Annotated in this window: 19 protein-coding genes; 13 read left to right on the top strand and 6 right to left on the bottom strand. The window is 63.1% G+C overall.

Annotation, left to right across the window (positions count from 1 at the left end; all coding sequences use genetic code 11):
* Window positions 1–12: 12 nt before the first annotated feature.
* Window positions 13–246 (bottom strand): hypothetical protein, encoded by a 234-nt coding sequence (locus U9970_RS12635; RefSeq protein ID WP_322764478.1) that lies wholly within the window; start codon window positions 244–246, stop codon window positions 13–15.
* A gap of 89 nt (window positions 247–335) precedes the next feature.
* Here U9970_RS12635 and U9970_RS12630 point away from each other — a divergent pair, with 89 nt between their 5' ends.
* From U9970_RS12630 to U9970_RS12620, 3 genes are read left to right on the top strand one after another with little or no spacing between them, the layout of a single operon-like run.
* A complete protein-coding gene (locus tag U9970_RS12630) occupies window positions 336–611 on the top strand; it encodes a DUF3134 family protein (RefSeq protein WP_322764477.1) in 276 nt (91 codons plus the stop codon).
* A gap of 40 nt (window positions 612–651) precedes the next feature.
* The gene (gene mraY / locus U9970_RS12625) at window positions 652–1,722 is read left to right on the top strand and encodes a phospho-N-acetylmuramoyl-pentapeptide-transferase (protein ID WP_407653045.1); all 1,071 of its coding nucleotides are present in this window, start codon (window positions 652–654) and stop codon (window positions 1,720–1,722) included.
* Window positions 1,723–1,744: 22 nt separating this feature from the next.
* Window positions 1,745–1,981, top strand: coding sequence for a hypothetical protein (locus U9970_RS12620; protein ID WP_322764476.1), 237 nt, complete (start codon window positions 1,745–1,747; stop codon window positions 1,979–1,981).
* Here U9970_RS12620 and U9970_RS12615 read toward each other — a convergent pair whose 3' ends face one another.
* On the bottom strand, window positions 1,982–2,155 hold the full coding sequence (locus U9970_RS12615) for a cytochrome B6 (RefSeq protein ID WP_322764475.1): 174 nt from the start codon (window positions 2,153–2,155) through the stop codon (window positions 1,982–1,984).
* A gap of 68 nt (window positions 2,156–2,223) precedes the next feature.
* Between U9970_RS12615 and purT the strand changes: the two genes are divergently transcribed.
* From purT to U9970_RS12600, 3 genes are all read left to right on the top strand, one after another.
* Complete coding sequence (purT, locus tag U9970_RS12610) at window positions 2,224–3,441, top strand: formate-dependent phosphoribosylglycinamide formyltransferase (protein ID WP_322764474.1); 1,218 nt, start codon at window positions 2,224–2,226, stop codon at window positions 3,439–3,441.
* Window positions 3,442–3,508: 67 nt separating this feature from the next.
* The gene (locus U9970_RS12605; protein ID WP_322764473.1) at window positions 3,509–4,516 is read left to right on the top strand and encodes an LCP family protein; all 1,008 of its coding nucleotides are present in this window, start codon (window positions 3,509–3,511) and stop codon (window positions 4,514–4,516) included.
* 24 nt (window positions 4,517–4,540) lie between these two features.
* Window positions 4,541–4,987: a hypothetical protein gene (locus U9970_RS12600; protein ID WP_322764472.1), complete on the top strand. Its 447-nt coding sequence runs from the start codon at window positions 4,541–4,543 to the stop codon at window positions 4,985–4,987.
* Between the two features lie 313 nt (window positions 4,988–5,300).
* Here the strand turns inward: U9970_RS12600 and U9970_RS12595 are convergent, their stop codons facing one another.
* The 3 genes from U9970_RS12595 to recN form a co-directional block, all read right to left on the bottom strand.
* On the bottom strand, window positions 5,301–5,582 hold the full coding sequence (locus U9970_RS12595) for a hypothetical protein (protein ID WP_322764471.1): 282 nt from the start codon (window positions 5,580–5,582) through the stop codon (window positions 5,301–5,303).
* 99 nt (window positions 5,583–5,681) lie between these two features.
* The gene (gene uvrA / locus U9970_RS12590; RefSeq protein WP_322764470.1) at window positions 5,682–8,708 is read right to left on the bottom strand and encodes an excinuclease ABC subunit UvrA; all 3,027 of its coding nucleotides are present in this window, start codon (window positions 8,706–8,708) and stop codon (window positions 5,682–5,684) included.
* 74 nt (window positions 8,709–8,782) lie between these two features.
* Window positions 8,783–10,471, bottom strand: coding sequence for a DNA repair protein RecN (gene recN, locus U9970_RS12585; protein WP_322764469.1), 1,689 nt, complete (start codon window positions 10,469–10,471; stop codon window positions 8,783–8,785).
* 108 nt (window positions 10,472–10,579) lie between these two features.
* Between recN and U9970_RS12580 the strand changes: the two genes are divergently transcribed.
* From U9970_RS12580 to purF, 7 genes are all read left to right on the top strand, one after another.
* A complete protein-coding gene (locus U9970_RS12580; protein WP_322764468.1) occupies window positions 10,580–12,454 on the top strand; it encodes an ABC1 kinase family protein in 1,875 nt (624 codons plus the stop codon).
* A gap of 31 nt (window positions 12,455–12,485) precedes the next feature.
* Window positions 12,486–13,091: an alpha/beta hydrolase gene (locus U9970_RS12575; RefSeq protein ID WP_322764467.1), complete on the top strand. Its 606-nt coding sequence runs from the start codon at window positions 12,486–12,488 to the stop codon at window positions 13,089–13,091.
* A gap of 85 nt (window positions 13,092–13,176) precedes the next feature.
* Entirely contained in the window at window positions 13,177–14,235 is a 1,059-nt protein-coding gene (gene thrC, locus U9970_RS12570; protein WP_322766138.1) for a threonine synthase, read from the top strand.
* 442 nt (window positions 14,236–14,677) lie between these two features.
* Window positions 14,678–15,823, top strand: a complete 1,146-nt coding sequence (gene dnaN, locus U9970_RS12565) for a DNA polymerase III subunit beta (RefSeq protein WP_322764466.1) — start codon at window positions 14,678–14,680, stop codon at window positions 15,821–15,823.
* Window positions 15,824–15,825: 2 nt separating this feature from the next.
* Window positions 15,826–16,536 carry an RNA methyltransferase gene (locus U9970_RS12560; protein WP_322764465.1) on the top strand — a complete coding sequence of 237 codons (711 nt, stop codon included), beginning with the start codon at window positions 15,826–15,828 and terminating at the stop codon, window positions 16,534–16,536.
* A gap of 72 nt (window positions 16,537–16,608) precedes the next feature.
* Window positions 16,609–18,963 (top strand): phosphoribosylformylglycinamidine synthase subunit PurL, encoded by a 2,355-nt coding sequence (gene purL, locus U9970_RS12555; RefSeq protein ID WP_322764464.1) that lies wholly within the window; start codon window positions 16,609–16,611, stop codon window positions 18,961–18,963.
* 36 nt (window positions 18,964–18,999) lie between these two features.
* Window positions 19,000–20,460 carry an amidophosphoribosyltransferase gene (purF, locus tag U9970_RS12550; protein ID WP_322764463.1) on the top strand — a complete coding sequence of 487 codons (1,461 nt, stop codon included), beginning with the start codon at window positions 19,000–19,002 and terminating at the stop codon, window positions 20,458–20,460.
* Between the two features lie 23 nt (window positions 20,461–20,483).
* On the opposite strand, the gene U9970_RS12545 is transcribed toward purF, so the two are convergent.
* Window positions 20,484–23,012: a DNA gyrase/topoisomerase IV subunit A gene (locus U9970_RS12545; RefSeq protein WP_322764462.1), complete on the bottom strand. Its 2,529-nt coding sequence runs from the start codon at window positions 23,010–23,012 to the stop codon at window positions 20,484–20,486.
* Window positions 23,013–23,071 lie beyond the last annotated feature (59 nt).

The following is a 23,071-nucleotide window of genomic DNA, read 5'->3' as shown; positions in this document are numbered from 1 at the left end:
CTCTCCATGCGTTCAGTTGCTCGATTCTCCCCTGTCGGGGTGTGGCAGGGACCAGTGGGTCAGCAACCACAACCCCACTAGCAGGGGTGGCAGGCCCACCAGCAGCCACACCACCCCCTGCTGCAGGGGCAACGGCTGGGGCCAACGCTCGCCCGCTGCGGCCAGTGCGGCACTGATGGCCAGGGCCAGGGCCCAGACCTTCAGCACCCCGGCTAGGGGGCTGGCCTTTTGGCTGCTGGTGGGCATGGGCGGTCGGGTGCATTTGCTTTGCAGCTATGGTGACTGATTGGTCTGTATGGGCCTAGCCCCAGACCTAGCTACCGGTAGGCGCACGCATGAGCACACTCGCGACCAGTGACAGCAGTCGACTTGACACGATCAATCCCTCGCTGACCCGCTACCGGCGCAGCGACCCAGCCCCGGTGCTGCCCCTGCGCGATGAGCCCGATCTGCTGAGCTGGCTGGAGAGCACTGGCCGCCTGGTAGCGGATGAAGAAACCGCCAGCACCGAAGTGAGCACGGTGGAAGAGGAGGAGCTTTCCGCCCTGATGGGCGAGAAGGAGGACTACAACAAGGACGACGAACAACAGGACGAAGACTGGGAAGACTGAGTTCCGCAGGGGAAACTGGGGCGGTCGCCGTCCCTTTCCCTTGGTTGTTTCGACCCCGGCTGCCCTACTCAGCAGTTTGTTGTTGCTGGCCTGTCTGCTGTGCGACTGGCTTAGCGGCGCGCCCCAGCTCACCGTGCCGCTGCTAGTTGCCGGCCTGATCAGCGCTGCCGTCACCGGTTGGGGGGTGCCGCGACTGCGCCAGCTCAAGCTCGGCCAGGTTATTCGCGCAGAGGGGCCCCAGGGCCACCTCAGCAAGGCCGGCACTCCCACCATGGGCGGCCTGCTGGTGGTGCCCGTGGGGGTGCTGGTGGGCGGCCTGCTGAGCCCAAGCGATCCCCGCCTGCTTGCTGTTGCCGCCGTAACCCTGGCCTACATGGCGATCGGCGCCGTCGATGACTGGCGCAGCCTCACCCGCCGCACCAACACGGGCCTCACGCCCCGGGGCAAATTGCTGCTGCAGGCCGGCGCAGCCCTGTTGTTTCTGATCTGGGCCGCAGCAGGCCAGTGGCTGGGTGGGGCCTCCCCTGGCGACATCGCCCTGCCCCTGGGCTGGGTGCTGCCGATCGGCTTGCTGATCTGGCCGCTGGGGTTGTTTGTGTTTATGGCCGAAAGCAACGCCACCAACCTCACCGATGGCCTCGACGGCCTGGCCGCAGGCTGCGGCGCCGTGGTGTTCACAGGCATGGGGCTGCAGCTGATGCTGCGCGGCCATGAAGGCGATGCGGCTATGGCCGGTTTCTGCGCCGCGATGGCCGGCTGCTGGCTGGGCTTTCTGGTCCACAACCGCCACCCGGCTCGAGTGTTCATGGGAGACACCGGCTCCCTGGCCATGGGCGCAGCCCTCAGCGCCGTCGCCCTGCTCTCCAACAGCCTCTGGCCCCTGCTGCTGATGGGAGGGGTGTTCCTGGCGGAATCGCTGTCCGTGATCCTGCAGGTGTGGGTGTTCAAGACCACCAAAGACCCGGCCACGGGCCAGGGCCGGCGCCTGTTCAAGATGGCGCCGCTGCACCACCACTTCGAGCTTGGTGGGCTCAACGAACAGGTGGTCGTGATCCGCTTTTGGCTCGCCAGCCTGCTACTGGTGGGATTGGGTTTAGTGCTGCTGCCCTAAGCCCTGCCCTCGCCTAACACCCATGGCTTACTTCACCTGGAAGGACACCGGCCTCAGCTCCGACTGCGCCAGCCTGGCAGCCATGGCTGCCCGCTTCGAGGAGGCCGCTGCCCTGATGCGCCGCATGGCCAGCGAGGGCTTTCAGCTGGAGCGCCACAGCGATGGCCAGCACATCACCCACCCAGATCCAAACGTATTTGAGGCCTATGGCTTCATCAACGAGGAATCGCCGGTGCGGCAGCTGACATTGCTGAACTAATCAGTTTCGACGCAGATAGCCCACCAGCCACACCACCACAAAAGCCAGGGAGGAAAGACCTAGGTAGATCAGGGCCCATTTCTGCAAGGTGGCGATGTCCCAGCCGAATAACAGGCCATTGGCAGCGTCCCCAGCCGTACTGAAACCCAAGGGCAATCCCAACAGCCAAACCATCAACGCGCCCCGGTGTGCAAAGAGATCAGTTCCATCTTGCTGTCCTGCCCGCGATCCGGGCGACCACCATGACCTTTCCCACCCCTGCCACTCTTCCCGCCACCTTGATGCTGCTCGGCAGCGGCGAGCTGGGTAAGGAGGTTGCCATCGCAGCCCAGCGCCTCGGCTGCCGGGTGATCGCAGTGGATCGCTACGCCAACGCCCCGGCCATGCAGGTGGCTGATGTCGCTGAGGTGGTCACCATGACCGACCCAGAAGCCCTCAAGGCGGTGGTGCGCCAGCACCGGCCCGATCTGGTGATTCCAGAGATAGAAGCCCTCGCGGTGGATGCCCTCGCGGAACTGGAGGCGGAAGGCATCTGCGTGATTCCCACAGCTCGGGCCACGGCCGTGACCATGAATCGCGACCGCATCCGCGACCTGGCGGCCACCGAGCTGGGGCTGCGCACCGCCCGCTTTGCCTACGCCAGCAGCGCCAGTGAACTGGCAAGCGCGGCTGCCGGCCTGGGCTGGCCCGTGGTGGTCAAGCCGGTGATGAGCTCCTCAGGTAAGGGCCAAAGCTTGGTGCAGGGTCCAGAAGAAGTGGCCGCTGCCTGGGAGGCAGCGCTGGCGGGTGCCCGAGGTGCCGGCGAGCTGGTGATCGTGGAGGAGTTCCTGCACTTCCAGCTCGAAATCACCCTGCTCACCGTGAAGCAATGGCAAGGGCCAACGCTCTTCTGCCCGCCGATCGGCCACATCCAGGAGCGGGGTGACTACCAATGCAGCTGGCAGCCAGCCCAGATGCCAGCCGCCGCTCTAGAGGCAGCCCAGGTCATGGCCCGCAGCGTCACCGACAACCTGGGCGGCGCCGGCCTATTTGGCGTTGAGTTTTTCCTGTGCAAAAAGACCGGCAGCAGCTCCGGTCAGCCAGGTGAGCTTGAGGTGATTTTCTCCGAGCTCTCACCGCGCCCCCATGACACCGGCCTGGTGACACTGGTTGGCCAGAACCTGAGCGAATTCGAACTACACCTGCGGGCGGTGCTGGGCCTGCCGATCCCATCGATCCAAAGCCTGGGAGCCGCTGCCAGCCGGGTAATTCTGGCCGACAGCGAAGGAGAAGCGGTCTCCTATAGCGGCGTGAAGGAGGCCCTCAGCGAAACCGATACCCAGGTGCTGCTTTTCGGCAAGCAGCAAGCCCGCCCCCAGCGGCGCATGGGCGTAGCCCTGGCCCGGGGCGGTAGTGAGGAGGAGGCCCGCCGCAAGGCAGACACGGCCGCAGCCCACATCCGGGTGCGGGCCTCCAGCTGAACAAGCGGCGCTCACCCCCTGGTGTAGCAGGGATCCGGCCCTTAGGGTGCGTTGAATAGGAGAAGATATGAGCCAGGCCCAGCCCCGCCCGCGTCGCAGCCGACGCGAAAGCAGCCGCGGGGCTGTGGTCACCGACCTGCGCAACCGTCGCGAGCTGCGTCAAGCAGAGCCAACCACCAACGCCAAACCTCAAACAGCTCCAAACCCTCGACGACGCAAACCGCCTGTTCTGGCTTTCTTACTGGGCATCAGCCTGGGCTATGGACTAGCCGGGCCCCTGCCGCAAATGGCCTCAGGGTTTTGGGCAGCCATGTTGAAAGGGCCAGGCCAGATCACCAGCCTGATCAACCCGTTCGGCAACGGCAACCGGCGCGTTGTTGTGATCGGCACAGACAAGGTGGGCGAAAACACCGATGTCATGTTCACGGTGCAGCTCAAAGATGGGGTCACCCAGCTCACCCAGGTGCCGCGCGACACCTTCGTGGAATCGGCCGAGTTCGGCGTAATTAAAGCTAATGCGCTCTATGCATTTGGTGGCATGGGTGCCCTAAAACAGGAGCTCACAAGCCTGCTGAATGCACCGGTAGATCGCTATGTGCGGGTGAATATGCGCGCTGTGGAGCACCTAGCCGATGCCATTGGTGGCGTGGAAGTTGATGTGCCTAAGCGGATGTATTACGTCGACAATGCCCAGAACCTTTACATCGACCTTTATCCAGGCATCCAGATGCTGAAAGGGGAGCAACTCGAGGGCTTCCTACGCTTCCGCAATGACGAGATGGGCGATCTGGGTCGCATGGAGCGACAGAAGTTAGTGCTGGCCCAAGTATTTCGCAAACTATCCCATCCCTCCACCCTAGCCCAGCTACCGGAGCTGCTGAAAGTCGCCGGCGAAGACATCAAAACCGATCTTTCGCCAGTGGAGATGGGCCAACTGATCTCGGCGATGGCCAGCACCAAACTGAGCACCCAGCAACTTCCGGGCCGCCTGTTCTGGCACAACGACCTCAGCTACTGGATGCCCAACGGCAATAGCCACTACGCCGGGGTTGGCAGTGACCAAAGCAGCCCATAGGTTGGTGTTGGGCAAGATCTGAGCATGGCCATCGCAATGACCCTAAATCGTTGGCTATGCCTCGGCACTGGGCTGGTATTAATTGCTGGCAGCTATGGCTGCGACGAGCTATCCCGCACCCAGCGCAAGGACGACCCCGCTTCATCGCTAAACACAAAGACATCAAAATGGCGTGGCAACTCCTCCGATGGCTCTTACAGCAGAGTTGACCAAGTAAGCACTGGCAAAAACAGCTTCGTCTTCACCGAAACCTGGTACAAAAAAAGTCCCAACCCTATCAAAACATCAGGCTCTGGCCGCTTCGAAGCATCGAACAGCACCAACATCTACACCTACAGCAAGCCCTCGGGGGTGGTGGTAGTGCGCACAGAGGAAAGCCCCGACGAGATATCCACGGTAGACACCGTAATTAATACCACCATTCCCTTATTTAAGGTGGGAGAGCAGATTACCTATACGGTGCGGGAATAGGTCGCATTTCCAGCGCCTGCACTGCACCCGTGGTTATGAAGGCATAGGGGCGTTATTCAAACCAACAAATCGAAGACACTATTCAACTGACAGTTAAATAGTCCAAAGTCAATGCACCAAGCGAACAGCTCATGGGTAAACCAAAGGGGTGATTGATTCCATGCATAAGAAGCCGCCGACTCAAGCCCAGACCACCCCTGGGAAACAAAATCCTCAGTGAATATCAGAGCGAGGCAAAGAAAGAGGGAGCTTCTCAATGCTCCCCATACGTTGGTTTGCCCTGATTCAGAGTGAAGTTACCCCAGAGAACGAACTATTGAGAAAGAAAATTAAAGGCTTCAGCAGCCCGCTCATCAGGTTTACCAGAGAAGCCACCAGGTTCAGGCACATGAGCCATCAACACGTCGGCAACGAAGCGATCCGATGACTCCTTGGAGTCCCAAATTGCCACAACCAACACACCACCATCAACGGCTCCAGCTGCGTGATGGAGCTGCCCCTTTGGCAAACCACCCATTGGATGTACAGCTGCGACTTCATCCCGATACTGCTCTTCCGTCGCACCTGGCCAGAAATGGGTAAGGATATAAGCCATCAATCAGTTTGGTGTTAGAGCAAATAAACCTAACAGCAAAGAAAAGCAATTGAGGCATCACAACAGAAGTTATCTGTGTCTCCAGTCATGAAAAAACCCTCAACCCACCACCACCTCAGGAGGATGCTGCTCCAGAACCTGCTTGAGATACCTGCCCGTGTGACTGGTGGGATGCTCAGCCACCTCCTCAGGGGTGCCCGTCACGACGATCTCTCCTCCCTTGTCTCCCCCTTCTGGGCCAAGATCCACGATCCAGTCGGCACAGCGGATCACATCGAGGTTGTGCTCGATCACCAGGATCGAGTTACCCTTGTCCACCAGCCGTTGCATCACATCCATCAACTTATGCACATCAAAGAAGCTGAGACCGGTGGTGGGTTCGTCGATCAAATAGAGCGTTTTTCCGGTAGCGCGCTTGGAAAGTTCGGTGGCTAATTTCACCCGCTGGGCTTCACCCCCCGAAAGGGTGGGAGCTGGCTGGCCGAGCTTCACGTAGCCCAGGCCCACATCCACCAAGGTGCGCAATCGATCGGCAGCCTGGGGGATGGCAGAGAACACATCGGCGGCCTGCTCCACCGTCATCTCCAGCACATCGGCAATCCTGTGACCCTTGTAGGTCACCTGCAAAGTTTCGCGATTATAGCGAGCTCCCTTACATACATCGCACTGCACATACACATCCGGCAGGAAGTTCATCTCGATCACATTGACACCCTGACCACTACAGGCCTCGCAGCGGCCACCCTTGACATTGAAACTGAACTGACCCACCTGATAGCCCCGGGCCTTGGCCTCCACAGTGGCGGCGAACACCTGACGGATCGGGTCAAAAGCGCCCGTATAGGTGGCGGGGTTGGAGCGGGGCGTACGACCGATCGGTGATTGATCGATCACGATCACCTTGTCGATCGCCTTGATACCGCGCAGCTCCCCTAAGCCAGGTGGAAATGGCACCTTCATGCCCAGCTGGTGCTCCAGGGCCGGATGCAGCAGCTCATTCACCAGGGTGCTCTTGCCACTGCCACTCACCCCGGTGACGCACACCAGCCGCCCCAGGGGAATCTCCACATCGAAGCCGGCCAGGTTGTTGCGCTCGCAGTCCACCATCGTGAGCCGGCGGCTTCCGGTGCTGCGCCGCTCAGCTGGAGTTGGAATCGAGAGGCGGCCACTTAGGTAGGCCCCGGTAAGGGAATCCTCTGCAGCCAGTAGATCCTCAAAGCTGCCCTCAGCCACAATGTGGCCGCCATGCACCCCCGCCCCCGGGCCGATATCCACCACGTAGTCGGCCGCACGAATCGTGTCTTCGTCGTGCTCCACCACGATCAAGGTGTTGCCTAGATCCCGCAACTTCAGCAGGGTATTAAGCAGCCGGTCGTTGTCACGCTGGTGCAAACCGATGCTGGGCTCATCCAGTACGTAGAGCACTCCGGTGAGGCCCGCGCCGATCTGGGTTGCCAACCGAATCCGCTGGGCTTCGCCACCGCTGAGGGTCATGGCGGGCCGATCCAAGCTCAGATAATCGAGCCCCACATCCAACAGAAACTTCAAACGCAGCCTGATCTCCCGCAACACCAGATCACCGATCTGGATCTGGCGAGGACTGAGCAACGGATCAGTACCCTCGCTCTCGCCCACCCCCATCAGCGACTCAATCCGGCGCAGGGTTTCGCTCACACTCACCGCCGTGAGTTCGTGGATGGCATAGGGGCCCACCCGCACCGCCAGCGCTTCGGGCCGTAATCGCAGGCCGTGGCAGGTGGCGCAGGGCACCAGCTCGAGAAACTTCTCTAACTTTTGGCGCACCGATTCGCCGCTGGCGTCGCGCAACTGGCGCTCCAGGATCGGCAAGATGCCTTCAAACGGCCGCTCGTAGCCGGCACTCTTGCGATAGCGACTGTCGGCCTGAATGGTGATCGGCTCCTGGCTGCCATGCAGCAGCACCTCCTGCTGCTCAGCGCTGAGCTGATTCCAAGGCGTCTTGATCTCAAACTTGTACGCCTCCCCAACCGAATAAAGCAGGGAGAAGTAATAGGAATTGTCCTTATCAGCCCAAGGCGCAATCGCCGCATAAACGGGCAGGGAGGGATCGGGCAACACCCGCTCGGCGGTGAACTTGCGCAGGTGGCCAATGCCGTGGCAGTCGGGGCACGCGCCGTAGGGGCTGTTGAAGGAGAACAGCCGCGGCGACAGCTCCTCCATCACGGCACCGTGCACTGGGCAGGCGAAATTTTCCGAATAGAGCCGCTCCCGCTCCACCCCCTCGGGCAGCTCCTCATCCGCCTTGGGCACCACCTCCACCAGCGCCAGACCATCGCCCCTTTTAAGTGCAGTGCGCAGCGAATCGGTAAGCCGCTCCTGCACCCCCTCGCGGGCCACAAGCCGGTCGACCACCACCTCAATGTTGTGGGCGTGGTTTTTATCTAGCTCGATGTTGTCGGCGAGCTCGCGCACTTCGCCATTGATACGCACCCGCGCAAAGCCCTCGGCCACCAGGCCGCCCAGCAGCTTGACGTGGCTGCCCTTCTTGCCGCGCACCACCGGCGCCAGCAGCTGGTAGCGGGTGCCCTCGGGCAAGGCCAGGATCTGATCCACCATCTCGTCGATGGTTTGGGGCCGAATCGAGCGGTCGCACTGGGGACAGTGGGGTTCGCCAGCCCGGCCAAACAGCAGACGCAGGTAGTCCTGGATCTCCGTCACCGTGCCAACGGTGGAGCGGGGATTGTGGCTAGTGGATTTCTGATCGATCGAGATGGCCGGTGAGAGCCCCTCGATCGCATCCACATCGGGCTTATCCACCTGGCCCAGAAACTGGCGCGCATAGGCCGAAAGGCTCTCGACGTAGCGGCGCTGGCCCTCGGCAAAGATCGTGTCAAAAGCCAGCGAACTCTTACCGCTGCCACTCACACCGGTGAACACCACCAGGCGATTACGCGGAATGGTGAGATCGACGTTTTTGAGGTTGTGCTGGCGGGCGCCCCGCACCCGGATCACATCCTCAAAAGAGCCGCCGCTGAGCACACGGCTCGGGTCAAGGGCCTTTTCGTGAACGGTCTGGGCGAGGGTTCTGCTAGCGGCTGCACCGTTGGTGGCAGAGCTAGAGGCTGCAGAGCTCTTGGCGCGGGGCATCCAGACGGCTCATGAACTAGCAAGTCTACGGATGCTCCCCCTGGCCATGGGCATAGACCAGTGCTGGAGAGGTTTTAGCGACCGTGTTGATCCAGCAGGCTGGCGGCATAGCTGCGGGCCTCGCCGGAATCACCACCCGCCAGTTCGGCCAGCTCCGCCTGACGGGCCTGGGTGTCCCGCAGCTGGGACACCCGCGTATGGGTGACACCCTCCAACACCTGCTTGGAGACGCGGAAGTGGTGGTCTGCCGCCGCGGCCACCAGGGGTTGGTGGGTGACGCAAAACACCTGGCGCTGCTTAGCCAGGCGGGCCAGTAATTCAGCCATGGCACCGCTCACCCGGCCACTCACGCCCGTATCGATCTCATCGAAAAGCAGGGTGACGTGCTGGTCTGCCGCCGCCAGACAGGTTTTCAGAGCCAGCAGAAAGCGCGACATCTCACCGCCTGAGGCCACCTCAGCCAGGGGCGCCAGGGGCACACCCGGGTTGGCGGAAAACTGAAACTGCACCGCATCGGCTCCCTCCTCTCCCGCGGGCGCCGGTGCAATCGCCACCGCGAAGCGCACATTGGCCAAGCCCATCGGCCGCAGCGCCTGCATCAGTTGCTGCTCCAAGGCAGTGGCGGCCTGGCGGCGGGCGGCGCTGAGCGAGGCGTTGGCCTGATCACGGCGCTGGCGGGCTCGCTGCTCCGCCAGCTCCAGGGCCTCCAGGGAAGCTTCGCCACCGCCGGGGGCCAGTTGCTGCCGCAGGCGATCGCGCAGGGTGATCAAACCAGCCAAATCCTGGCCATGGCGCCGCTCCAGGGCCTTGAGCTGGGCCATGCGCTCCTGCAGCTCCGCCAAGCTTTCTGGGTCACTATCAAGACCCGATCCGTAGCGATCGAGATCACGGGCCAGATCCTGCAAAGCCGCCAAACCATCGCTGCAGCAACTGCGCAGCTCACTAACGCCGCCATCTAAGGCCTCCATCTGCAGCAGCTCCTGTTCGCAAGCTGCCAGGTGATCCAGCACCGATGGCGCCTGCTCTGCACCCTCCAGCAAGCGGCCCAGCAAAACCATCACCCCCTCCTGCAGCCGCACCCCATGGGCGAGGCGGTTTTCCTCGTTTTGGAGCTGCTGACGCTCCTGGGGATCATGCAGCTGGGCCGCCTCCAGGTCGGCCAGCAATTGCTCCTGGGCCGCGCGCTGCTGCTGTAGCTGGTCCCAGTCGCTGCGGGCCTGCTCCAACGCCGCCGCCGCCTGTTTCCAATGACGCCAGGCCGCCGCCACCGGCTCCAGCAGAGGCGGAAGGGTTTCGCCGCCAAAGCGATCCAGCCAGCGGCGCTGCTGACCGGGCCGCGCCAGCTGCTGGGTTTGGCCCTGAACGGTGAGATCGAGCAGCAGGGGGCGCAGCTCCTGGATCTGGGCCCGACTCACCACCACGCCATTAAGCCGATTGCGGCTGCTCAGACGCTCCTCCGTGAGGCGCCACTCGCGCGAAAGCAGCAGTTCGCCCTCCTCAACCTCCAGCTCCTGCTGCTGCAACCAGGCCTGCAAAGGGGGCGAAAGGCTGAAGCTGGCCTCGATCGTGCCGCGCTCAGCGCCGCGGCGCAGCAGCCGGGCGCCGGCGCTGCCCTGGGCACCACCCAAAAGAGCATCGAGGGCATCAAGCAGGATCGATTTACCTGCTCCCGTCTCACCGGTCAGCACCGTGAAGCCCTCGCTGAAGCTGAGCTCCAGCCGCTCGATCAGGGCGATGTTGCTGAGGCGCAGTCCCGTGAGCACGTCGGCCTCCGCTAACCGGACTGGGGTACCGGCCAGACCGTAGCGGCAGTGGGATTCGTTTAGAAGGGGGTTGGTGCGCCTTAGCGGTGCTTAGCCCGCCCAACTCCCATGGATCCCGACAACAACCAAGCCGAGTTGGGTGACTTTCTAGAGGCCGCTGGCCTGCTGAGCTACGACCCGGCCGCCATCACCCGGATTTACACCGGCCACCCGCAACGGCTATTCCGGCGCCTGTGGCAAACCCTGGTGCCAATCGGGCTTTACCTACTTGGGGTGGGTTTTGACTGGCTCACCGGGCGCCTCAAAGCTACGGAGGTAGCCAGGTCCCGCGCCAAGGAGGCAGCGGATCTGGTGGCTTCGCTCGGCCCCGCTTTCATCAAGGCCGGCCAGGCCCTCTCCACCCGGCCCGACATCGTGCCGCCACTGCTGCTGGAGGAACTTGCCCAGCTGCAAGACCAGCTGCCGGGCTTCGACTCCGCCCTGGCAATGGCCTGCATCGAAGAGGACCTGGGCGCTGCCGTACTCGATATCTACGAGCAACTGGACGCCGAGCCGATCTCGGCCGCTTCCCTAGGCCAAGTGCACAAGGGCGTGCTCAAGGGAGGTCAGGCGGTGGCCGTGAAGGTGCAGCGCCCGGGCCTGCGGGAGCAGATCACGCTCGACCTCTACATCGTGCGCAACATCGCTTCCTGGCTGAACCAAAACGTCGGCCTAATCCGCTCCGACCTGGTGGCCCTGATCGATGAACTGGGCAAGCGGGTGTTTGAGGAGATGGACTACTTCAACGAAGCCGCCAACGCCGAGCGCTTCGCCGAATTACACGCCCACAACCCCCGGATCACCGTTCCCCGCATCTACCACCAGGCCACCAGCCGCCGGGTGCTCACCATGGAATGGATGGAGGGGGTGAAACTCACCAATCTCGAAGCGGTGCGCGGTATCGGCGTCGACCCCGACGACATGGTGAACGTCGGTGTTAACTGCAGCCTGCAGCAACTACTGGAGCACGGCTTTTTCCACGCCGACCCCCACCCCGGCAACCTGTTGGCTATGGCAGATGGCCGGCTCGCCTACCTCGACTTCGGCATGATGAGCGAGGTGAGCCGCGAGTCACGCACCGGCCTGATTCAGGCGGTTGTGCACCTGGTTAATCGCAGCTTCGGCAAGCTGAGTAAGGATTTCGTCAGCCTGGGCTTCCTGGCCGAAGACGTAAATCTCGAGCCGATAGTGCCGGCTTTTGAAAAGGTGTTCGGTCAAGCGATAGAGCAGGGAGTCAGCCGCATGGATTTCAAAGCGGTCACAGATGACCTTTCCGGCGTGATGTATCGCTTCCCCTTCCAGGTGCCGCCCTACTACGCCCTAATTATTCGCTCCCTGGTGACCCTGGAGGGCATCGCCCTCAGCGTTGATCCCGAGTTCAAGATCCTTGGCGCCGCCTACCCCTACTTCGCCCGGCGGCTGATGGAAGACCCTGATCCCACCCTGCGCCAGAGCCTCAAGGAGATGCTCTTCGACGGCGACATCTTCCGCTGGCAAAGGCTAGACAACCTGATCGCTAGCGCCTCCCAAGGAGCCCAGCTCGATCTCGAAGGTCTGCTCGATCAGGTGCTGAGCTTTCTTTTCTCAGCCAACGGCGGGCTGCTACGCCAACAGCTGGTAGACGCCATCGTGGGCCGCATGGATGCCATGGCCTGGCAAACCACCCTGCGCATCGGTAAACGCCTACCGGAGCGGTTCCAACCTCCAGGTCTGCGTCGTCACCGTTTGAGCGAGGCGGGTGAACCCCTGCTCGACCTAGAGCCGGTGCGCCAGTTGATGGGCATACTCAATGCCCTGCCCGGCTTCGAGCCCCAGATGCTGCTGCGCCGCCTGCCACGCCTTGTGGGAGAACCGGAACTACGCCAGATGGGAGTTCAACTAGCCAAGGGACTGGCCGAGCGCAGCATGGTGCGCCTGGTGCGAGATGTGCTCGTCGCCGCCTGAATTTCAAAGCAATCGCCGTAGGCTTCTGGCCATGCAAAAAGCGTTGATAGGCCGCAAACGTCAGGCCCTTGTTGGCATCGCCCTGGGCCTGAGCCTGGTCGTTCCCTGGCCTGCGGTCAGCCTGCCGCCAGCTGGTGCTGCGGAAAATCTGGTGTTTGTAAGCGGTGCCTTTCGCCGCTCCATCGCCGTTGCCGACCTGGAGCATCTGGCCAAAACCGGCCAGGCCCGGGGCCTGCTCGCCGATGTGTTGAGCCTCAGCCGCCAAAATCCCCAGGAGATCGCCAAGCTGCTGAATCAGTCGGTGAGCCTGCCGGTAACCCTGGTGAGCAGGCTGCTCAACACCCGAATCGGCGAGGCAATCCTGCAGCGTCTAGCTGTAATCGTGTTTCCGCTCAAGGCATCCCAGGCCGGTATCCCAGCCATGCGCTCCGCCATGGTTATGGGGGTGGTTGAGGGCAACGGTTCGATATCTGCCCTTTCTTTCTTGCGCGCTTACCCCGCCCAGGAGATGGAAGTGAGCATCCCCGCCTTGATGAACCTGCTCAGCAAAGCCAGCTCGATAACCGAGCTGGTGCGCTTCTTCTCCGAATCACCGCTTGATGGCTTGCGCGGCGACGCGCCAGCTGCTGCGCCGTAGATTCACTGGAGTCACTGTCTAAAGCGTGTCCTTGCTCCGTTCTCTGCAGCGTTTGAGCAAGGGCCCCTTTGCTGCCCGTCCCACCATGCAGGACTGGCCTGGGCTGATCGAGGCCTATCGGCGCTGGCTGCCAGTTTCAGATCGCACACCCGTAATCACCCTGCGGGAGGGTTCCACACCCCTGATCCCAGCACCGGTGATCGCCGAGCGGATCGGCCGCGGCGTCAAGGTCTATCTGAAATACGACGGCCTCAACCCCACCGGCTCCTTTAAAGACCGGGGCATGACCATGGCGATTTCCAAAGCCAAGGAAGCCGGCTCTGAAGCGGTGATCTGCGCCAGCACGGGCAACACCTCTGCTGCTGCGGCCGCCTACGCCCGCCGCGGCGGCATGCGGGCCTTCGTGCTGATCCCAGATGGCTATGTGGCCCAGGGAAAGCTGGCCCAAGCCCTGCTCTACGGCGCCGAGGTAATCGCCATCCAGGGCAACTTCGACAAAGCCCTGGCGATCGTGCAGGAAGTTGCCAACAAATATCCGGTCACCCTGGTGAATTCGGTGAACCCCTACCGATTGCAGGGCCAAAAAACCGCCGCCTTCGAGGTGGTGGATGCCCTTGGTGAAGCGCCGGACTGGCTTTGCATCCCGGTTGGTAACGCGGGCAACATCAGCGCCTACTGGATGGGATTCAACGAGTACTTAAAAGAGGGCCATTGCCGCAAGCTGCCCCGAATGATGGGCTTTCAAGCGGCGGGTTCTGCTCCCTTGGTGCTGGGCCACACGGTTGAGCAGCCAGACACCATCGCCACGGCGATCCGCATCGGCAACCCGGTGAATCGCGAAAAGGCCCTAAACGTGCGCAGCGAAAGCGGTGGCAGCTTCATGGCCGTCACCGACGCTGAAATCATCGACGCCTACAAGCTGCTGGGCAGCGGCGAGGGCGTGTTCTGCGAGCCAGCTAGTGCTGCCTCGGTTGCAGGCCTGCTCAAGCACCACCAGGAGGTGCCCCAGGGAGCCACGGTGGTTTGTGTGCTCACCGGCAACGGTCTCAAGGATCCAACCACCGCCATCGAAAACAATGACGCCCGCTTCCATACCGGTCTGGAGGCGGACACCGCCAAGGTGGCCGAAGTGATGGGTTTTTAAGCAAGCCAAGGCTTAGCCCAATCAAAGGCTTAGCCCAAGCCCGGGCCTAGCCAAAAGCTTCAACCAATCAGCAAAGCGTCTGCTGAACGGCTGGGGAAAAGGGGCTAAAAATCGCGGAGAAGATCTCGCCTTAGCCAAGCTCCTCGGCCTAAAAGTTTTCCCCAGCTTCTGGAAAGGGCGGAAAAGCTGATTTTTACCCCAGCCGGCCCAGGCCACACCCCAGGGCTGATCAAGGTCAAACCCAGCTGCAGCAGAGAGATTTTCGGTTTTTCCCGGTTTCCTCAGCCCCTACTACAACGGTTTTAATTTCTTTCTTGAACTTGATCAATCAAATCCTTAGAAGAGCGCAGCAAGACGGATCACCGGCGTTGCGGAATCAGCCGCCCTGTGGAAGCGTGGGGTCACCCTTGATCAAGCCGTCAGGCTCCCCAGCACAAACGCCATGAAGCTGGTCTGCTCCCAGTCTGAACTCAGCTCCAGCCTGCAGCTGGTGAGCCGGGCCGTGGCCAGTCGCCCCACCCATCCTGTGCTGGCCAACGTGCTGCTCACCGCTGATGCGGGCACGGGACGACTCAGCCTCACCGGTTTTGATCTCAGCCTGGGTATCCAGACCAGCATCAGTGCCAGCGTTGAAACCAGCGGCGCCATCACCCTGCCGGCCCGGTTGTTTGGCGAAATTGTTTCGCGCCTCTCGAGTGATAGCCCGATCACCCTCAATTGCGCTGAGGGTTCCGAGCAGGTGGAGCTCACCAGCCTTTCGGGCAGCTACCAGATGCGGGGCATGCCTGCCGATGATTTTCCCGACCTGCCCCTAGTGCAGAGCGGTACGCCGATCCGTTTGGAAGCGGAAGCCCTGGTTAAGGGTTTGCGCGCCACGCTTTTTGCCAGCAGTGGCGATGAAGCCAAGCAACTGCTCACTGGTGTGCACCTGGACCTTGATCCGGCCGGGCTGGAATGTGCGGCAACCGATGGCCATCGTCTGGCCGTGCTCCGGCTTGCCCACGCGACCGCCTCTGGCCAAAACGAAGCCGAGGAGCCTTTTGCCGTCACCGTGCCAGCTCGCTCGTTGCGGGAGCTGGAGCGTCTGCTCTCAGGACGTCAATCTGAAGAGCCCTTGAGCCTGTTTTGCGATCGCGGCCAGGTGGTGTTCCTCTGGGCCGACCAGGTGCTCACCAGCCGCAGCCTTGATGGCACCTACCCCAATTACCGCCAGCTGATTCCAGATAGCTTCACTCGCACGATCAACCTCGAGCGCCGCGCTTTGGTGTCGGCCCTTGAGCGGGTGGCGGTGCTTGCTGATCAGCACAACAATGTCGTCAAGCTCAGCGCCGAGCCCGCCACCGGTCAAATATTGATTCAGGCCGATGCCCAGGACGTGGGCAGTGGTTCTGAAGGACTCGCAGCCACCATCGAGGGTGAAGCGATTCAGATTGCCTTCAACGTGCGCTACCTGCTCGATGGTCTCAAGGCCATGGCCTGTGATCGGGTGCTGTTGCAGTGCAACGCCCCCACCACGCCGGCGATTTTGACGCCTGTGGAAGGGGATCAATTCACCTACCTGGTGATGCCCGTTCAGATCCGCAGCTGACGGTGGCTCCCCTTCCGGAGCAGGTTCTGCTGAGTGAGTTGCTGCGTCGTCATGTCCGCTGCGATCAGGGGCTCGATCACGGTGCCGGCGTGAAGGTGTGGATGCATCCCCCTGTGCATCGGGTGCTGGGTTGGGTTTCAAAGCCGTCGGCTTTTGGCAATCGCCGCGAGGTGTGGCGTCTCAACCAGTTGCGGGGCATTGCCGAGCTGGAAGTACTTGTGCAGGGAGAACCAGCTGAAACAGAGCTTGGTGTGTTGGAGAAGCTGCCGACCTTGATCGATGCGGCTGTGCTGGATCGCCGCCAGCAACCGATTGGCACCTTGGCCGATGCCGCCATCGAGTTGCGTAGCGGCCGTATTCGCCACTACCTGGTGAGTCGCAGTGATCCACGCCTGCCGGGCAGCAGCCGTTGGCGATTGAGCTTGGATCGCCTGCTGGATCAGCAGCCAGGCCAGGTGCTCACCGCCCTGGAGAGCATCGACGACCTGCCCCTAGCCCGGGCAAGTGTGCGGCAAGAGTTTTTGCGTCGTTCAAGGCGGTGGCGCGATCAGGTGCAGGAGGCGGGCAACCGATTTGAGGAGCGGCTGGAGGGCTGGCTTGAGGAGCCGCCCTGGCAGGAGCCGGAGGGGTTAGAGCAGCCCTACGAAACCGATTACCCCCCTCGCCGCCGCCGGTCTGGTCCTCCTGCTGAAGAGGAAGATCCCTGGATTTGAACCCTGCTTAGACCAGTTCCGGTTGCTGTGAGGCCCGCTCGGCGAGACTGCAGGGATCTTGCCCAGCTGCACGTGGTTGCCGCCTCTTTCGAAGCACCGGCCTATTCGGTTCCCGATGCCCTCAAGAAGGAGAACCTAAGCCAGGCCGACTACGACGAGATTTGCCGTCGCCTTGGCCGCGCTCCCAACCGGGCCGAACTGGGCATGTTTGGGGTGATGTGGTCGGAGCACTGCTGCTACCGCAACTCGCGGCCGCTGCTGCAGGGATTCCCCACCACCGGCCCCCGCATCCTGGTGGGCCCCGGTGAGAACGCCGGCGTGGTGGATCTGGGCGAGGGCCAGCGCCTGGCCTTCAAGATCGAGAGCCACAACCACCCCTCGGCGGTGGAGCCGTTCCAGGGGGCGGCCACGGGGGTGGGCGGCATCCTGCGCGACATCTTCACCATGGGTGCGCGCCCCATCGCCCTGCTAAACGCCCTGCGCTTCGGGCCCTTGGAAGATGAGCGCAACGTGGGCCTGATGGAGGGCGTGGTGGCCGGCATTGCCCACTACGGCAACTGCGTCGGCGTGCCCACCGTGGGTGGTGAGGTGGCGTTTGACCCCAGCTACTCCGGCAACCCGCTGGTGAATGCCATGGCCCTGGGGCTGATGGAAACCGAGGAGATCGTCTGCTCCGGCGCCGAGGGGGTGGGCTACCCGGTGATCTACGTGGGCAGCACCACCGGTCGCGATGGCATGGGCGGCGCCAGCTTTGCCTCTGCCGAGCTCACCGAGGCCTCCCTGGATGATCGCCCCGCCGTGCAGGTGGGAGATCCCTTCCTCGAAAAAGGCCTGATCGAGGCCTGCCTGGAGGCTTTCCAGAGCGGTGATGTGGTGGCCGCCCAAGACATGGGCGCTGCCGGCCTCACCTGTAGCTGCTCGGAGATGGCGGCCAAGGGGGGCCTGGGCATCGAGCTCGACCTCGACAAGGTGCCCGCCCGTGAGGCCGGCATGACCGCCTATGAGTTTTTGCTCAGCGAATCCCAGGAGCGGATGCTGTTTGTGGTCAAGCCCGGCCGGGAAGAGGCGCTGATGGCGCGCTTCAGCCGCTGGGGCCTGCAGGCAGCCGTGGTGGGAAGGGTGTTGGAGGACAACATCGTGCGGGTGCTCCAGCACGGCCAGGTGGCCGCCGAGGTGCCCGCCAGTGCCCTGGCCGACGACACCCCGATCAACCACCACGACCTGATCAGCGAACCCCCGGCTGAGATCCAGGCCCACTGGCGCTGGAGGGAGGCCGATCTGCCCACCGAGCTGCCCTTCAGCTGGAATGACGCCCTGCTGGCGCTGCTCGACGATCCCACCATCGCCTCCAAGCGCTGGGTGTATCGCCAGTACGACCACCAGGTGCAGGCCAACACCGTGGTGCCCCCTGGCGGCGCTGATGCGGCTGTGGTGCGGCTGAGGCCCCAGCAGGGGGAGGGCGCCATGGCGGCGGCTACGCGCGGTGTGGCGGCTGTGGTGGACTGCCCCAACCGCTGGGTGGCCCTCGACCCCGAGCGCGGCGCCATGGCGGCGGTGGCTGAGGCGGCTCGCAATCTCAGCTGCGTGGGCGCCGAGCCCCTGGCGATCACCGACAACCTCAACTTCCCTTCGCCGGAAACCCCCACCGGCTACTGGCAACTGGCCCTGGCCTGCCGCGGCCTCTCGGCCGCCTGCACCGCCCTGGATACCCCTGTCACCGGCGGCAACGTCTCCCTCTACAACGAAACTCGCCTGCCTAACGGCACCATGCAGCCGATCCACCCCACCCCGGTGGTGGGCATGGTGGGCCTTGTGCACGATCTGGCCCACGTGCGCGGCCAGGCTTGGCGCCAGGCCGGCGATGCCATCTGGTTGCTGGGGGTGCCGCTGGAAACGGGAGATACTCCAGCCGATCCCCGCTTGAGCCTGGCCGGCAGCAGCTATCTGGAGCGGCTCCATGCAGCCGTCACGGGGCGCCCGCCGGAGATTGATCTGCAATTGGAGCGCGCGGTTCAGGGCTTCCTGCGCCAAGCGATCGCCGCCGGTCTTGTGGCCTCCGCCCACGACCTCAGCGATGGCGGCCTGGCGGTGGCTGCCGCCGAGTGCTGCATCGCCACCATGGCTTTAATACCTCTGGGAGCTGAGCTGGAGATCCCGGCCAGCAGCGCCCGGCTGGATCGGCTGCTGTTTGCCGAGGGTGGTGCCCGCATCCTGGTGAGCGTGCCAGCCGGCCAAAATGCCGCCTGGCAGCAGGCTCTGGTGGCGGCGGCGGTGCCAGCTGAGCGGCTTGGTGTGGTTACGGCCGCTGCCAGCTTTGTAATTCGCCAAGCAGGCCAGCCTTTGCTTGAGCAGAGCCTGGCGGCACTGGAGGCCTGCTATGAGCAGGCCATCCCGCGGCGAATGGGCGAGGGCGCTCGTGCAGAATGAAATTTCACCGTGATTGTTGATGGGCCTGTGCTGGTGATGCGTCCGGACAAGCCCGAGGAAGCCTGCGGCGTCTATGCCGTGCTGGCGCCGGGGCAACCGGTGGCCAACCTCACCTATTTCGGCCTATACGCCCTGCAGCATCGGGGCCAGGAATCAGCCGGTATCGCCGTGTTTGATGCAGAGCGCAAGGTGCGCTTGCACAAGGACATGGGCCTGGTGAGCCAGGTGTTTGATCAGGCCGTGTTGGAGCGCCTCACTGGCGATCTAGCTATCGGCCACAACCGCTATTCCACCACCGGCAGCAGCAAGGTTTGCAACGCCCAGCCGGTGGTGCTCAATACCCGCATTGGTCCTTTCGCCCTTGCCCATAACGGCAATTTGGTCAACGCAGCCGAGCTCCGCCACGACCTGGCGGCCATTGCCAGTGAGCTCACCTCCACCACCGACTCCGAACTGATCGCTTTTGCGATTCAGCAGGCCGTGAACCGGGGCCTGGATTGGGATGGGGCGATTAGGGCAGCTGCCGAGTGCTGCCGCGGTGCCTTCAGCCTGGTGATCGGCACTCCTGATGGGCTTTTCGCCCTCCGGGATGGCCATGGCATCCGGCCTTTGGTGTTTGGCCATATCGGTGAAACGCAGCAAGCCCAGTGGGTGGTGAGCAGTGAGTCGTGCGGGCTAGACATCATTGGAGCCGCCTTTGATGGCGATGTGGAGCCCGGCGAAATCATCCATTTCCGTCCAGGCCAAGCCGAACCCAGCCGCAGCCGTTGGTGCGAGCAGCCCACCAAGCTGTGCGTCTTCGAGATGATCTATTTCGCCCGGCCAGATAGCCGCTTTTTCGGCGAATCCCTCTACAGCTACAGGGTGCGAATTGGCGAGGCCCTGGCTCGTGAAACACCGGTAGAAGCCGACATCGTCATCGGCGTTCCCGATTCCGGTATTCCGGCGGCGATTGGCTATTCCCAGCTCAGTGGTATCCCGTTTGCTGACGGCTTGATCAAGAACCGCTATGTGGGCCGCACCTTCATCCAGCCCACTCAGGCGATGCGGGAGGCCGGCATCAGGGTGAAGCTCAACCCCCTGCCAGATGTACTTGCCGGCAAGCGCGTTGTGGTGATCGACGACTCAATCGTGCGGGGCACCACCAGTCGCAAGTTGGTGCAAGCCCTGCGGGATGCCGGTGCCACCGAGGTGCATATGCGGATTAGTTCGCCGCCAGTCACCCACCCCTGCTTCTACGGCATCGATACCGATACCCAGGACCAGTTGATTGCTGCTCGCCTCACCCTGGAAGAAATTGCCGTCCACCTTGGTGTCGATTCGCTCGCCTACCTGAGCAAGCAGGGCATGGTGGATGCGGCCCATGCCAATTCCGCCCACTTCTGCACCGCTTGTTTTGACGGTGCCTATCCGATCGAAATGGACGAGCAGGTGCGCTCCAGCAAGCTGATGCTTGAGCCGGCTGGCATCGCCGCCAAGGTGTTGCAAGAGCTCTAAGGGCTGCCTGGTGCCCTTGGCAGTTAGTTGATCAGGGGTACCAGTTCTTGAATTTGCTGGCCTTGGGGCAGCTTCAGGTTGATTCCAGTGCCGCTGGTGTCTTCGCCCTCCAGCTCGTTTATGCCGATGCGGCAGCTCCAGCCCTTATCGGTCAGTAGTCCCAGTACGGCGCTTCCGCCCTCAGCATTGGTTGGGCCTTGCAGGTCGACTAGATAATCGCCGCGCTGTTGCAGCCGCAGGCCGATCTGACCCATGTCGCCCCGCTGACAGGGCCGCAGGCTGGACACCAGCAGCCGCTTCAGTTGACCACTGGCAGTGGCCAGTACCACTGTGCTTTGGTTCACGTCGTTGGTTTCCGCTTCCTTTGCAGGTAGGCAGGCGGCGCCCACCAGCTGCTCACCCGGCAACAGGCGCATTAATAGGGGGCCTTGGGCAGCGCGCCCCATCAGGGGCAGCTGGGTTTCATCGAGGCTTAGCCGCAGCACGCGGCCGCTGCTGGTCGCCACTACCAAGGTGTCTCCTTCCTGGCCGGCCACCACCCGCCGCAGGGTCACACCCTCCTTGAGCTTGAGCACGGTGGTAGCCCGGCCAGACAGTTCCTGAAACTCCTCAATCGGCAGCCGTTTGAAGCGCCCGTCGCTGCTTAGCAGTCCCAGGCTGCCTTGGCTGGGTAGGGGAAGCACCTGCACCACCGCTTCGCCTTCAATGCTGTCGGGCAGGAAGCGCTCCAGCTTCCCCGGTTGCTGACCGGCGAATTCCCAGCGCAGTAAGGCCACCCGGCCACTACCCGTGAAGGCCAGCAGCAGCGGTTGCTCGGCGATCGGCAGGATTAAGCGTGCTGGCGAGGGGTGCTCCCCTAGTTCTATGGCCTCATCAAGGTGCAGGCGCCCCAGCATCTGGGAGCTAATGATTTTCACGGCTCCATCGGCCTGGATCAGCAGCCGGCTTTCGGGGGCTAGGGCACCAAAGGCTTGCTGGCGCTGCAGTTCGGCGTTGGGGCGGATGGCTGCGGCTCGCTGGGCCACCAGGGCATCGCCGCCCTCCACCAGCCGGGTGCGCCGGGGGGTGGCAAAGCGCTTGCGCAGGGCTTTGAGTTCGGCCACCAGGGTGTCGAGCATCACGGTGCGGTCGTCGAGCAGGTGGCGCAGTCGCTCCCGCTCCACGGCCAGTTCGGCAGCTTCCTTGCGCAGGCTTTCCTGTTCAAGGCCCGTGAGGCGCCGCAGGGGCATCGACAACACCGCATCGGCCTGACGCTCGCTCAGGTCGAGTTGCACCTGCAGGGCCGCCCGGGCACTAGCGGCATCGGGCGCTGCGGTGATCAGGGCGATCACCTGCTGCAGGGCTTGGAGCGCCTTGAGCAGGCCCTCCAACACCTCCAGGCGGTCTTCGCAGCGCTTGAGGGCGTGGCGGGTGCGGCGGATCAGGGTCAGTTCCCGGTAGTCCAGGAATTCCTGCAGCAGGCGCCGCAGGTTCAGCTGCACCGGCTGGCCGTTTACCAGGGCCAGCATGATGGCGCCGAAGTTGCTTTGGAGGGCGGTGCGGCGCTGCAGGTCGGCCAGCACGGTTTCAGCGTTGGCGTCGCGGCGGAGTTCAACCACCACCCGCATGCCTTCCCGGTCGCTTTCGTCGCGGATATCGGCGATGCCGCCGATCTTGCCGTCGTTTACCTGCTCAGCCAGTTTCTCGATCCAGCCGGCTTTGCTGAGCTGGTAGGGCAGCTCGGTGATCACCACGGCGCCGCGGCGATGGCGTCCCTTTCCGGGCTGTACCTCCTCGATGTGGGCGACGCCCCGCATCGGGATGCTGCCGCGGCCTACGAGGTAGGTATCGCGGACCCCTTGCCCCACCAGCACTTCGCCGCCGGTGGGAAAGTCGGGGCCGGGCACTAGCTCCAGCAGCTTTTCGTCGCTCAGCTCCGGTTTGCGCACCAAGGCGATCAGGGCATCCACAACCTCACCCAGGTTGTGGGGCGGGATGTTGGTGGCCATGCCCACGGCGATACCGGTGCAGCCGTTTAGCAGCAGGAAGGGCAGCTGGGCTGGCAGCACCGTCGGCTCCTGCTGGGAGCCATCGAAGTTGGCCGCGAAGTCAACGGTGTCGGCGCCGATTTCATCGAGCAGCGCTTCGTTGGCGATTGGAGCCAGGCGGGTTTCGGTGTAGCGCATCGCCGCCGGCGGGTCGTCGTCGACGGAGCCGAAGTTGCCGTGGCCATCCAGCAGGGGATGGCGGCTGGCGAAGGTTTGCACCTGGCGCACCAGGGCGTCGTAGACGGCCTGATCACCATGGGGGTGGTACTTGCCGAGCACGTCGCCGACGACCCGGGCGCATTTCCGGTAGGGACGATCCGGGGTGAGCCCCAGCTCGTGCATCGCAAACAGAATGCGGCGCTGCACTGGCTTGAGGCCGTCGCGTGCATCCGGCAGGGCCCTACCAACGATCACGCTCATGGCGTATTCGAGGTAGGAGCGCTGCATCTCCAGGTGCAGCGCAATCGGTTCGATGCGGGCGTCGTTGCCCGGTCCGATGGATTCGCCTGATCGCTCCTCGGCCATCCGGTGTTGGGGTCTGGGGCAGCAAGCTGGGGCTCAGCCTACAGATGCTGTCCAGGCCT

The sequence above is a fragment of the Cyanobium usitatum str. Tous genome, from assembly GCF_963920485.1.
In the GTDB taxonomy this organism is placed as follows: domain Bacteria; phylum Cyanobacteriota; class Cyanobacteriia; order PCC-6307; family Cyanobiaceae; genus Cyanobium_A; species Cyanobium_A usitatum_A.
This window is presented reverse-complemented; position numbering and strand designations above follow the sequence as displayed.